Genomic DNA, 13381 nt, shown 5'->3' on the forward strand with positions numbered 1-13381 from the left:
ACACTGGTCGGCCTTTGACTGTCCGAAAAAAGTTCAAATAAGCGGACCGTTTTGTGATGCCTTCGCAATAACCTGATTGCCGGTGAGAGCGCTATGAAAGCAGGCCTGTTCAATCCCGATAGCTTCAAGGACAACTGCGGCTTCGGCCTGATCGCCCATATGCAGGGCGAGCCCAGCCACGACCTGCTGGAAACGGCCATTGAAGCCCTGACCTGCATGACCCACCGGGGCGGTATCAACGCGGACGGCAAGACCGGTGACGGTTGCGGTCTGCTCATGCAGAAGCCGGACGCCTTCCTGCGCGCCATCGCCCAGGAGCAGTTCGGTGCCGAATTGCCCGAGCAGTACGCTGCCGGCGTGGTGTTCTTCAACCAGGACGAGGCCCGTGCCGAACGGGCCCGTGCCAACATGAACCTGGAGATCGAGGCCGCCGGCCTGACCCTGGTCGGCTGGCGCAAGGTGCCCATCGACACCTCGGTGCTGGGTGAATTGGCCCTGGCCCGCCTGCCGCGCATCGAGCAGGTGTTCGTCGCCGGTCCGGGTCTCGACGACCAGCAGTTCGGCGTCAAGCTGTTCTCCGCCCGCCGCCGTTCCTCGGTGCGCAACGCCGAGGACGCCGAGCACTACATCTGCAGCCTGTCGTCCCGGGTCATCGTCTACAAGGGCCTGATGATGCCGGCGGATCTCGCCGCCTTCTATCCGGACCTCGGCGATCCGCGTCTGGCCACCGCCATCTGCGTCTTCCACCAGCGCTTCTCCACCAACACCCTGCCGAAGTGGCCGCTGGCGCAGCCCTTCCGCTATCTCGCCCACAATGGCGAGATCAATACCATCACCGGCAACCGCAACTGGGCCCAGGCGCGGCGGACCAAGTTCGTCAACGAACTGATCCCGGATCTCGATCAGCTCGGTCCGCTGGTCAACCGCGTCGGTTCCGACTCCTCCAGCATGGACAACATGCTGGAACTGCTGGTGACCGGCGGCATGGATCTGTTCCGCGCCGTGCGCATGATCATTCCGCCGGCCTGGCAGAACGTCGAGACCATGGACGCCGATCTGCGCGCCTTCTACGAATTCAACTCCATGCACATGGAGCCCTGGGACGGTCCGGCCGGCGTGGTGCTGACCGAAGGCCGCTACGCGGTCTGCCTGCTCGACCGCAACGGCCTGCGCCCGGCGCGCTGGGTGACCACCAAGAACGGTTACATCACCCTGGCTTCGGAAGTCGGCGTCTGGAACTACCAGCCCGACGACGTCATCGCCAAGGGCCGGGTCGGCCCGGGCCAGATCCTCGCCGTGGACACCGAGACCGGCGAGGTGCTGCAGACCGACGACATCGACAATCGCCTCAAGGCGCGCCATCCCTACAAGCAGTGGCTGCGCAAGAACGCCATGCGCATCCAGGCGACCCTGGACGACAACGATCACGGTTCGGCCTTCTACGACCAGGATCAGCTGCGCCAGTACATGAAGATGTTCCAGGTCACCTTCGAGGAGCGTGATCAGGTGCTGCGCCCGCTGGGCGAGCAGGGCCAGGAAGCCGTGGGCTCCATGGGTGACGACACCCCGATGGCGGTGCTGTCGCGGCGCATCCGTTCCCCCTACGACTATTTCCGCCAGCAATTCGCCCAGGTCACCAACCCGCCGATCGACCCGCTGCGCGAGTCCATCGTCATGTCCCTGGAGACCTGCCTGGGCGCCGAGCGCAATGTCTTCGAGGAAACCGCCGAGCACGCCGATCGCGCCATCCTGAGCAGTCCGGTGGTCTCGCCGGCCAAGTGGCGGACCATTCTCAACATGCCCAAGCCCGGCTTCGAGCATGTCAAGATCGACCTCAACTACCCCGAGTCCATGGGCCTCGAGGCGGCCTTGCGCAACATCGTCGAGCAGGCCGAGGAGGCCGTGCGCGCCGGCAAGGTGCTGCTGGTGCTGACCGACCGCCACATCGAGCCGGGCAAGCTGCCGGTACACGCGGTGCTGGCCACCGGCGCCGTGCACCATCACCTGGTCAACCTGGGGCTGCGCACCAGCAGCAATATCCTGGTGGAGACCGCCACCGCCCGTGATCCGCACCACTTCGCCGTGCTGCTGGGCTTCGGCGCCACCGCGGTCTATCCGTTCCTGGCCTACGAGGTGCTGGGCGATCTGATCCGCACCGGCGAGGTGCTGGGCGACCTCTACGAGGTGTTCAAGTACTACCGCAAGGGCATCACCAAGGGCCTGCTCAAGGTGATCTCCAAGATGGGCATCTCCACCGTCGCCTCCTATCGCGGCGCCCAGCTGTTCGAGGCCGTGGGCCTGGCGGACGAGGTCACCAACCTCTGCTTCCCCGGGGTCACCAGCCGCATCAAGGGTGCGCGCTTCGTCGACCTGGAAGCCGAGCAGAAGCTGCTGGCCGGCGAGGCCTGGAACAACCGCAAGCCGATCCAGCCGGGTGGCCTGCTCAAGTTCGTCTATGGCGGCGAGTACCACGCCTACAACCCGGACGTGGTCAATCTGCTGCAGGCCGCCGTGCAACAGGGCGACTACGCCAAGTTCCGCGAATACACCGCGCTGGTGGACCAGCGTCCGGTGGCCATGATCCGCGACCTGCTCAAGGTCAAGACCAGCGACCAGCCCCTGGCGCTGGACGAGATCGAGCCGCTGGCCAACATCTTCACCCGCTTCGACGCGGCCGGCATCTCCCTGGGCGCTCTCTCGCCGGAGGCCCACGAGGCCCTGGCCGAGGCCATGAACCGCCTGGGTGGGCGCTCCAACTCCGGTGAGGGCGGCGAGGACCCGGCGCGCTACGGCACCATCAAGAGCTCCAAGATCAAGCAGGTGGCCACCGGCCGCTTTGGCGTCACCCCCGAGTACCTGGTCAATGCCGAGGTCCTGCAGATCAAGGTGGCCCAGGGCGCCAAGCCGGGCGAGGGCGGCCAGCTGCCCGGTGGCAAGGTCAACGGCCTGATCGCCAAGCTGCGCTATGCGGTACCCGGCGTGACCCTGATCTCGCCGCCGCCGCACCACGACATCTATTCCATCGAAGACCTGTCGCAGCTGATCTTTGACCTCAAGCAGGTCAACCCCAAGGCGCTGGTATCGGTCAAGCTGGTGTCCGAGCCCGGCGTGGGGACGGTAGCGGCTGGTGTGGCCAAGGCCTATGCCGACCTCATCACCATCTCCGGCTACGACGGCGGCACCGGTGCTTCGCCGGTGACCTCCATCAAGTACGCCGGTTCGCCCTGGGAACTGGGCCTGGCCGAGGCGCACCAGACCCTGCGCGGTAACGACCTGCGCGGCAAGGTGCGGGTGCAGACCGACGGCGGTCTGAAGACCGGCCTGGACGTGATCAAGGCGGCCATCCTCGGCGCCGAGAGCTTCGGCTTCGGTACTGCGCCGATGATCGCCCTGGGCTGCAAGTACCTGCGCATCTGCCACCTGAACAACTGCGCCACCGGCGTCGCCACCCAGAACGACCGCCTGCGCAAGGAACACTTCATCGGTACGGTAGAGATGGTGATGAATTTCTTCACCTTTATCGCCGAGGAAACCCGCGAGTGGCTGGCCAGGCTGGGCGTGCGCAGCCTGGGCGAGCTGATCGGTCGTACCGATCTGCTGGAAATCCTGCCGGGCGAGACCGCCAAGCAACAGCACCTGGATCTCACCCCGCTGTTGGGTAGCGATCATATTCCGGCCGAGAAGCCGCAGTACTGTCAGGTGGAAAAGAACCCGCCGTTCGACCAGGGCCTGCTGGCCGAGGAAATGGTACGCCTGTCGCTGCCCGGGATCGAAAAGCTCGAAGGCGGTGACTTCAGCCTGAGCATCGGCAACTGCGACCGCTCCATCGGTGCCCGTGTCTCCGGTGAAATCGCCCGGCGTCACGGCAACCAGGGCATGGTCAAGGCGCCGCTGACCTTCCGCTTCAAGGGCACTGCTGGCCAGAGCTTCGGCGTCTGGAACGCCGGCGGCCTGCATATGTATCTGGAAGGCGATGCCAACGACTATGTGGGCAAGGGCATGACCGGCGGCAAGCTGGTCATCACCCCGCCCCAGGGCGCGGGCTTCAAGAGCCAGGAATCGGCCATCATCGGCAACACCTGCCTCTATGGCGCCACCGGTGGCAAGCTGTTCGCCGCCGGCACCGCCGGTGAGCGCTTCGGGGTGCGCAACTCCGGGGCCCACACGGTGGTGGAAGGCACCGGCGACCACTGCTGCGAGTACATGACCGGCGGCTTCGTCTGCGTGCTGGGCAAGACCGGCTACAACTTCGGCTCGGGCATGACCGGCGGCTTCGCCTATGTGCTGGACTTGGACAACGGTTTCTATGACCGGGTCAACCACGAACTGGTGGAGATCCAGCGCATCAACAGCGAGGCCATGGAAGCCTATCGCAGCCACCTGGAAGGGGTGCTGGCCGAATACGTGCGCGAGACCGGCAGTGCCTGGGGCAGCCATCTCCATGAGAATCTGGACGACTACCTGCGCAAGTTCTGGCTGGTGAAGCCCAAGGCGGCCAGCCTGGCGTCGCTGCTGGTCAGCACCCGCGCCCGTCCGGAATAACGACTTCGATGCCGGCGCCGCAAGGCGCCGGTTTCACCGTGATAGCTCGTGGCGCCCTGCTGAAGGGGCGCCGCTTCAAGAGGTTTGGAAATGGCTGAACGTCTGAACAACGACTTCCAGTTCATCGAGGTCGGTCGCAAGGATCCGAAGAAGAAGCTGCTGCGCCAGCGCAAGAAGGAATTCGTCGAGATCCACGATCCCTTCAAGCCCCAGCAGGCCGCCGAGCAGGCGCACCGCTGCCTGGGTTGCGGCAACCCCTATTGCGAATGGAAGTGCCCGGTGCACAACTTCATTCCCAACTGGCTCAAGCTGGTCTCCGAAGGCAACATCCTGGCGGCGGCGGAGCTGGCGCACCAGACCAACACCCTGCCCGAGGTCTGTGGCCGGGTCTGCCCGCAGGATCGGCTCTGCGAGGGCGCCTGTACCCTCAATGACGGTTTCGGCGCGGTGACCATCGGTTCGGTGGAGAAATACATCACCGACACCGCCTTCGCCATGGGCTGGCGCCCGGACATGTCCAAGGTCAAGCCGACCGGCAAGCGCGTCGCCGTGATCGGTGCCGGTCCGGCCGGCCTGGGCTGTGCCGACATCCTGGTACGCAACGGCGTGACCCCGGTGGTGTTCGACAAGCATCCCGAGATCGGTGGCCTGCTGACCTTCGGCATCCCCGAATTCAAGCTGGAAAAGACCGTGCTCAGCCGCCGCCGCGAGGTCTTCGGCGGGATGGGTGTGGAATTCCGCCTCAACACCGAGGTGGGCAAGGACGTGACCATGGACCAGTTGCTCGAGGAATTCGATGCGGTCTTCCTGGGCATGGGCACCTACACCTACATGAAGGGCGGCTTCCCCGGCGAAGATCTGCCCGGCGTGCACGACGCCCTGGATTTCCTGGTGGCCAACGTCAATCGCAACCTGGGTTTCGAAAAGGATGCGGCCGACTTCGTCGACATGAAGGGCAAGCGCGTGGTGGTCCTGGGCGGTGGTGACACCGCCATGGACTGCAACCGCACCTCCATCCGCCAGGGCGCCAAGAGCGTGACCTGCGCCTACCGCCGCGACGCCGCCAACATGCCGGGCTCGCGCAAGGAAGTGAAGAACGCCAAGGAAGAGGGCGTGAAGTTCCTCTTCAACCGCCAGCCCATCGCCATCATCGGCGAAGACAAGGTGGAAGGCGTCAAGGTGGTGGAGACCCGTCTGGGCGAGCCCGATGCCCGTGGTCGCCGCAGTCCCGAGCCGATTCCCGGTTCCGAGGAAATCCTGCCGGCCGATGCGGTGGTCATCGCCTTTGGTTTCCGCCCGAGTCCCGCGCCCTGGTTCGAGCAGTTCGGCATCGATCTCGACAGCCAGGGGCGCGTGGTCGCGCCAGGGCTGCACGAATTCAAGCACCAGACCAGCAATCCGAAGATCTTTGCCGGTGGCGACATGGTGCGTGGCTCCGACCTGGTGGTGACCGCCATCTTCGAAGGCCGCAACGCCGCCGAGGGCATCCTCGACTACCTGGGCGTCTGAGCCCAGGCCGCTGGACAGGAGCCGACCGGTGGAAGCCGGTCGGCTTTTTTGTTGCTGAAAGATTATCGAGGCCATGGCGGTTCGCCGATGCGACCGCTCCTGCCTGGCATGACGCTCTTGTAGGAGCGGTCGCTACGGCGCACCGGCATGGCCGCGATTAGCTCGTTGAATCCGTCCTCTCGAGGGTGGCTGTAATGTGCTGGGCTCGACGGTGGGTAAGGCCGCGCCGTTACCCACCCTACGGCTTCACGCCGCCACCGATGCGTAGGGTGGAAAACCGCACAGCGTTTTCCACGCGGCTATCCCTTGCCAGTCACAACCGCCACCCCATCGCCCCGATAGACAAAAGGCACGACCCGCTGCCGTGCCTTTTGCCAGCCGCTTTGCGACAATGCCGGCACTTTTGCTGCCGGATGTCGCCATGACTGCCCTGAAGAACGACCGTTTCCTGCGTGCCCTGCTCAAGCAGCCGGTGGACGTCACCCCGGTGTGGATGATGCGCCAGGCCGGGCGCTATCTGCCCGAGTACCGCGCCAGCCGGGCCCGCGCCGGGGACTTCATGAGTCTGTGCAAGAACCCACAATTCGCCTGCGAGGTGACCCTGCAGCCGCTGGAGCGCTATCCGCTGGATGCCGCCATCCTCTTTTCCGACATCCTCACCATCCCCGACGCCATGGGTCAGGGCCTCTATTTCGAGACCGGCGAGGGGCCGCGCTTTCGCAAGGTGATCGACACGCCTGCCGACATCGAGGCGCTGCCGATCCCCGATGCCGAATCCGACCTGGGCTATGTGATGGACGCCGTGCGCACCATCCGCACGGCGCTGGACGGCCGGGTACCCCTGATCGGCTTTTCCGGCAGCCCCTGGACCCTCGCCACCTACATGATCGAAGGCGGCTCCAGCAAGGATTTCCGCAAGGCCAAGGCCATGCTCTACGACACCCCCGAGGCCCTGCACCTGCTGCTGGACAAGCTGGCCCAGGCGGTCACCGCCTACCTCAACGGCCAGATCCGCGCCGGCGCCCAGGCGGTGCAGATCTTCGATACCTGGGGCGGCAACCTGTCCGCCGCGGCCTACCAGGAATTTTCCCTGGCCTACATGCGCAAGATCGTCGCCGGGCTAATCCGCGAGCATGAAGGGCGCCAGGTACCGGTGATCCTCTTCACCAAGAATGGCGGTCTCTGGCTGGAAAGCCTGGCCGACAGCGGGGCCGAGGCCCTGGGCCTGGACTGGACCTGCGACATCGGCGAAGCGCGCCGCCGTGTGGGTGCCAAGGTTGCCCTGCAAGGCAACATGGACCCCAGCGTGCTCTACGCCAAGCCGTCGGCCATCCGCGCCGAGGTTGGGCGCATCCTGGAAAGCTACGGCCAGGGCAGCGGCCACGTCTTCAACCTGGGCCATGGCATCACCCCCGAGGTGGATCCGGCCCATGCCGGTGCCTTCATCGAAGCCGTCCACGAGTTGTCGGGGCGCTACCACCAAGGCTGACTGTGCCGGGATCGGCACGACCGGTCCCAAGTCGAGCGAGCGGGGCGTGGCCGGTTACGGCATAGTCGGGGTTTTCCCGACGGAGCGCCGCCATGGCCCAGATGACCCCGGAAGAACTGCAGCACCTGGCCGAAGAGGTGCTCGCGGCCCATGGCTTCAGTCAGCCGCAGGGCGCGGCCATCGCCGCCATGATGGTGGCCGGCCAGCGTGACGACTGCGCCTCCCATGGCATCTATCGGCTCCTGGGCATCGTCAAGACGCTCAAGGCCGGCAAGGTGGTGGCAGATGCCGAGCCTCGCGTCGAAGAGGTGGCACCGGCCATTGTCCGGGTCGATGCCGGGGGCGGCTTCTCGCCGCTGGCCTTTCATACGGGTCTGCCGCTGCTGGAAGCCAAGGCGCGCAAGTGCGGTCTGGCAGCCCTGGCGATCAACAACTGCGTGCACTTCTCGGCGCTCTGGGTGGAGATGGAAGCCCTCACCGCCAGGGGCCTGGTGGCCTTGGCCTGCAATCCGACCCAGGCCTATGTCGCCCCGGCCGGTGGGCGTCGTCCCCTGTTCGGTACCAATCCCATCGCCTTCGGCTGGCCACGGCCGGAAGGGCAGCCCTTCGTCTTCGACTTCGCCACCAGCGCCGTTGCCCGCGGCGAAATCGAATTGCATCGACGCGCCGGCAAGGCCCTGCCCGAGGGCTGGGGGGTGGATGCCGAGGGTGCTCCCAGCAGCGATGCCCGCACCGTGCTGGAGGAGGGCGCCATGCTCACCTTTGGTGGCCACAAGGGCTCGGCGCTGTCGGCCATGATCGAATTGCTCGCCGGTCCCCTGATCGGCGATCTCACCAGTCCGGAGTCCTCCGTGGTCGACGCCGGCGCGGGCGGGTTGCCCTATCACGGCGAACTCATCCTGGCCTTCGATCCCCAGCGCTTTCTCGGCGCCGCGGTAGCCGACTATCAGCAGCGCGCCGAGCAGCTGTTCGCCGGCATCGAGGCCCAGGGCGCCCGCCTGCCGTCGCAGCGCCGCTATCAGGCACGGACTCGTAACACCACCCGTGGCTGGGTGGAGGTGCCGGACGAACTCCTGGCCGACGTCCGGGCCCTGCTGCCCGGCTGAGTCGGGACGCGATCCGTATCACCTGAAGGAGGCTGCGACAACGCGGTCTCTGAACCCCGCCCCGGACGCAGGGTCCACGACTGGCCCCCTTAGTGCCAGCATGGGTCTTCATGTACGCCGACGACACCGATCGCCCTCACCACCGCGGCCTGTTGCTGCTGAGCATCACCCTGATGGTGCTGGTGTACTTTCTCGACAACCTGTCAATCGCCCTGGCCAACCGCTATGTCTACGGCGGCCTGGGTATCGACCCGCGCAGCTACACCCTGGCCACGGCCTGCTACAGCGCCGCGGTCATCGTCACCAGCGCCCCGCACCAGTGGTTCGCCCAGCGCCTGGGCTATCGCAACCTGATCTTCACCGCCGTCGGCATCCACCTGGTCGGCCAGGTGTGCTGCCTGGTGGCCACCGATCTACCGACCTTCATCGTCGGGCGAGTACTGATGGGCGCCGGTGCCGCCACCTTCTTTGCCGGGGCGCGGGTACTGGTGCAGATGTATTTCTCCGGTCCGCAGTTGCCGACCGGGATCCGCGCCTTCGCCTCCGGCGTGCCCCTGGGTGGTGCGCTCGCGTCCTTCACCACCGCGGAATTGCTGGAAGGTCATCAGTGGCGCGCCATCTTCATGGTGCCGGCGCTGGCCTGCGCGCTGGTGGCGGTGTGCGTCTGGCTGTCGCTGCCGCGACGCTCCCATCCGCTGCAGAATTCCGGAGCGCCTTCGCTGCTGTCCATGGTGTTGCTGGCGGTGGGCAGCCTGCTGCTGACCACCACCACCCAGCGCCTGGCCTTCGACTTCTTCAGCGACGGGCTGTGGCTGGCCCTGGAGCTGCTGCTGGGAACGGCCATCCTCGGACTCTATGTCTACTACGAGCGCGGCCTGGCGCGGCCGACGCTGGACTTCAAGCACGCCATCACCCCGGGCTTTCTCGCCGGCATGCTGTTCATGATGCTCAACTACTTCCTGCTCGGCGCCTACAACTTCATCATCCCCCAGTACGTGGTCAACGGCCTGCAACTGCCGGTCTATACCGCCGGGGGCGTCATGGCGCTGGGCTGGCTGTGCGGTCTGGCACCGCTGCTGATGATCACCTCGGTGCGGCTGCGCGAGCGCTTTCCCTGGGGCGGCTTTCGCAAGTACCTGGTGGCGGGCTATCTGCTGCTGGCCGGCTACGGCTTCTGGATGGTGCGCCAGCACGCCGACGTGCCCCTCTACCAGCAGCTGGTCCCGGGGCTGATGATGCATGGCACCTACCTGATCGGCACCTTCGCGGTGATCATCATGTACACCTTCATGCGCGTCGAGCCGGCCTATTTCAGCCAGGCCTACCAGATCAAGAACATGACCCAGCAACTGGTCATGCCCATGGGCATCGTGCTCTCCAACGTCTTCCTGCAGTGGCGCGACGCCTTTCACGCCGCGGTGCTCAGCGCCGCGGTCAATCCCTATGCGCAGAACTACCAGGCCTATGGCGAACGCTATCGGCAAGCCACCGGCGCCGACAACGCCCTGGCGCAGATCTCCAGTCTGGTCACCCGCCAGAGCCAGGTGCTGGGCTATCTCGACTATTTCTGGCTGGTCGGCTGGATCGGTCTGGCACTGGCCCTCTACATGGCCGTGCAACGGCATTTTCGCTGAGGCGCGACGTTTGCCGGCCCTTAAGCCGACGTTCAGCTAGCGACCACCATAATGCGGGCTTTTGCAGGTCGCGGCAGCTGTCGGGCGCCTGCGCCGGTCGGCCGCGCCCCAGTCGGTCCGGAGCTTGCATTGCTGGGCTGTCGGGCTTTGTGGAACAATGCGGGCAACGACATTTTTCAAGGGTGGCAGCCGTGATCGACGCTGATGGTTTTCGCCCCAATGTCGGCATCATTCTCGCCAACGATGCCGGCCAAGTACTGTGGGCCCGCCGCATCAATCAGGATGCCTGGCAGTTCCCCCAGGGTGGGATAGATGATCGGGAAACGCCCGAAGAGGCGCTGTACCGGGAGCTGAACGAAGAGGTGGGGCTGAGCCCCGATGACGTCCGCATCCTGGCCTGTACCCGGGGCTGGTTGCGCTATCGTCTGCCGCAGCGCATGGTGCGCACCCACAGCCGTCCGCTGTGCATCGGCCAGAAGCAGAAGTGGTTTCTGCTGCGGCTGACCGCGGAAGAGCAGCGGGTGCGGATGGATGTGACGGGCAAGCCGGAATTCGATGGCTGGCGCTGGGTAAGCTACTGGTACCCACTGGGCCAGGTGGTGACCTTCAAGCGAGAGGTCTATCGGCGGGCGCTCAAGGAGTTGGCACCCCGCTTGCTGGCCTGATTACCGGTACGGCCGGTGCGAAAGAGGTGAGGAGAAGCTGTGGTCATGCAGGATGAACGACACGTGATGCACGCCGGCGGCTCCGCCGGGCGTCGGCTGCGGAGGCGCTAGATGCTTGCAGTTCTGCGCAAGATCGTCCAGGAGGTCAATGCCGCCAAGGATCTGGGGTCGGCACTGTCCATCATCGTGCAGCGCGTCCGCGCGGCCATGCAGTCGCAGGTCTGCTCCGTCTATCTGCTGGATCCGGACACCAACCGTTTCGTGCTGATGGCCACCGAAGGCCTCAACAAGAAGTCCATCGGTCGCGTCAGCATGGCCCCCAACGAGGGCCTGGTCGGTCTGGTCGGGACCCGCGAAGAGCCGCTCAATCTCGAAGACGCCGCCAGTCACCCGCGCTTTCGCTACTTTGCCGAGACCGGCGAAGAACGCTATGCCTCCTTTCTCGGCGCGCCCATCATCCACCACCGGCGCGTCATGGGCGTGCTGGTGGTGCAGCAGAAGGAGCGTCGCCAGTTCGACGAGGGTGAGGAGGCCTTCCTGGTGACCATGAGCGCCCAGCTCGCCGGGGTGATCGCCCATGCCGAGGCTACCGGGACCATCCGCGGGCTGGACCGGCAGGGCCGGGGTATCCAGGAGGCCCGTTTCGTCGGCATCCCCGGTTCGCCCGGGGTCGGCGTCGGCAAGGCGGTGGTGGTCCTGCCACCGGCCGACCTGGAAGTGGTCCCGGACAAGACCGTGACCGACATCGACGCCGAGTTGCAGCTGTTCCGCACCGCCATCGAAGGCGTACGGGCGGACATGAAGGCGTTGTCCAAGCGCCTGTCCACCCAGTTGCGCAAGGAAGAGCAGGCGCTGTTCGACGTCTATCTGATGATGCTCGACGACGCCGCCCTCGGTAACGAGGTGACCACCATCATCAAGAGCGGCCAGTGGGCCCAGGGTGCCTTGCGCCAGGTGGTGATGGAGCACGTCCAGCGCTTCGAACTGATGGACGACGCCTATCTGCGCGAACGCGCCGCCGACGTGCGCGACCTCGGTCGCCGGTTGCTGGCCTATCTGCAGCAGGCCCACCAGGCCTGCCTGATCTATCCGGAAAACACCATCCTGGTCAGCGAGGAACTCTCGCCGGCCATGCTCGGCGAGGTGCCCGAAGGGCGCCTGGTCGGCCTGATCTCGGTGCTTGGCTCGGGCAATTCCCACGTGGCCATCCTGGCGCGTGCCATGGGCGTGCCCACCGTCATGGGCGCGGTGGATCTGCCGTATTCCAAGGTGGACGGCATCGACCTCATCGTCGATGGCTACCACGGCGAGATCTTCACCAATCCTTCGCCGACGCTGATCAAGCAGTATGGCGACGTGGTGGAAGAGGAGCGCCAGCTGACCCAGGGCCTCGACGCCCTGCGCAGCCTGCCCTGCGAGACCCTCGACGGTCACCGCATGCCGCTGTGGGTCAACACCGGCCTGATGGCCGACGTGGCCCGTGCCCAGCAGCGCGGCGCCGAAGGGGTCGGGCTGTATCGCACCGAAGTACCCTTCATGGTCAACGAGCGCTTTCCCAGCGAGAAGGAACAGCTCTCCATCTATCGCGAGCAACTGGCCGCCTTCCATCCGGCGCCGGTGACCATGCGTACCCTGGACGTCGGCGGCGACAAGGCGCTGTCCTATTTCCCGATCAAGGAAGACAATCCCTTCCTCGGCTGGCGCGGGATCCGCGTCACCCTGGACCATCCGGAAATCTTCCTGGTGCAGACCCGCGCCATGCTCAAGGCCAGCGAAGGCCTGAACAACCTGCGCATCATGCTGCCGATGATTTCCGGTGTGCACGAGGTGGAGGAGTCCCAGCATCTGCTGCACCGTGCCTGGTGCGAGGTGCGTGACGAAGGCGTCGATATCCCTATGCCGCCTGTGGGTGTCATGGTCGAGGTCCCCTCGGCGGTCTACCAGGCTCGTGATCTGGCGCGCCAGGTGGACTTCATCTCGGTGGGTTCCAACGACCTGACCCAGTACCTGCTGGCGGTGGATCGCAACAACCCGCGGGTGGCTGACCTCTACGACTACTTCCACCCGGCGGTGCTGCAGGCGCTGCAACAGGTGGTCGATGGCGCCCATGCCGAAGGGGTGCCGGTCAGCATCTGCGGCGAGATGGCCGGCGATCCGGCGGCGGCGGTGCTGCTCATGGGCATGGGCTTCGATACCCTGTCGATGAACGCCACCAACCTGCCCAAGGTGAAGTGGCTGCTGCGCCAGGTCACCCTGGAAAAGGCCCGCGAGCTGGTGCAGCAGATGCGCCAGATCGACAATCCCCAGGTCATCCACAGCGCCCTGCACCTGGCCTTGCGCAATCTCGGACTGGGCCGGGTGATCAACCCGGCAGCCAGCGTCCAGAGCTGAGCGTGTCAGGCGGGAAGGCTGCTTCCCGCCTGACAGGTAGCGGCG

At 65.7% G+C, this 13381-nt stretch carries 7 protein-coding genes; all 7 read left to right on the forward strand.

Annotated elements, in window-relative coordinates; translation table 11 throughout:
• The first annotated feature begins 93 nt into the window (after positions 1-93).
• Entirely contained in the window at positions 94-4542 is a 4449-nt protein-coding gene (gltB, locus tag OMP44_RS12895; protein WP_273861872.1) for a glutamate synthase large subunit, read from the forward strand.
• Between the two features lie 90 nt (positions 4543-4632).
• Positions 4633-6051: an FAD-dependent oxidoreductase gene (locus OMP44_RS12900; RefSeq protein ID WP_133861485.1), complete on the forward strand. Its 1419-nt coding sequence runs from the start codon at positions 4633-4635 to the stop codon at positions 6049-6051.
• A gap of 421 nt (positions 6052-6472) precedes the next feature.
• Entirely contained in the window at positions 6473-7540 is a 1068-nt protein-coding gene (gene hemE / locus OMP44_RS12905; protein ID WP_273861871.1) for a uroporphyrinogen decarboxylase, read from the forward strand.
• A gap of 92 nt (positions 7541-7632) precedes the next feature.
• A complete protein-coding gene (locus OMP44_RS12910; RefSeq protein WP_187980374.1) occupies positions 7633-8646 on the forward strand; it encodes an Ldh family oxidoreductase in 1014 nt (337 codons plus the stop codon).
• 110 nt (positions 8647-8756) lie between these two features.
• The gene (locus OMP44_RS12915) at positions 8757-10280 is read left to right on the forward strand and encodes an MFS transporter (protein ID WP_187980373.1); all 1524 of its coding nucleotides are present in this window, start codon (positions 8757-8759) and stop codon (positions 10278-10280) included.
• Positions 10281-10471: 191 nt separating this feature from the next.
• Entirely contained in the window at positions 10472-10945 is a 474-nt protein-coding gene (locus OMP44_RS12920; RefSeq protein WP_007161635.1) for an RNA pyrophosphohydrolase, read from the forward strand.
• A 111-nt stretch (positions 10946-11056) separates the two neighbouring features.
• Positions 11057-13336: a phosphoenolpyruvate--protein phosphotransferase gene (ptsP, locus tag OMP44_RS12925; RefSeq protein ID WP_133861481.1), complete on the forward strand. Its 2280-nt coding sequence runs from the start codon at positions 11057-11059 to the stop codon at positions 13334-13336.
• Positions 13337-13381: the final 45 nt, after the last annotated feature.

Origin of the sequence: Pseudomonas flavocrustae (genome assembly GCF_029872515.1) — a bacterium.
GTDB classification, from domain to species: Bacteria; Pseudomonadota; Gammaproteobacteria; order Pseudomonadales; family Pseudomonadaceae; genus Chryseomonas; species Chryseomonas aestiva.

What these genes read in the sequence shown, in the direction of transcription:
- OMP44_RS12915 (WP_187980373.1), top strand. Translation starts at nt 8,757, where the DNA reads ATGTACGCCGACGACACCGATCGCCCTCACCACCGCGGCCTGTTGCTG.
- OMP44_RS12900 (WP_133861485.1), top strand. Translation starts at nt 4,633, where the DNA reads ATGGCTGAACGTCTGAACAACGACTTCCAGTTCATCGAGGTCGGTCGC.
- gltB (WP_273861872.1), top strand. Translation starts at nt 94, where the DNA reads ATGAAAGCAGGCCTGTTCAATCCCGATAGCTTCAAGGACAACTGCGGC.
- ptsP (WP_133861481.1), top strand. Translation starts at nt 11,057, where the DNA reads ATGCTTGCAGTTCTGCGCAAGATCGTCCAGGAGGTCAATGCCGCCAAG.
- hemE (WP_273861871.1), top strand. Translation starts at nt 6,473, where the DNA reads ATGACTGCCCTGAAGAACGACCGTTTCCTGCGTGCCCTGCTCAAGCAG.
- OMP44_RS12910 (WP_187980374.1), top strand. Translation starts at nt 7,633, where the DNA reads ATGGCCCAGATGACCCCGGAAGAACTGCAGCACCTGGCCGAAGAGGTG.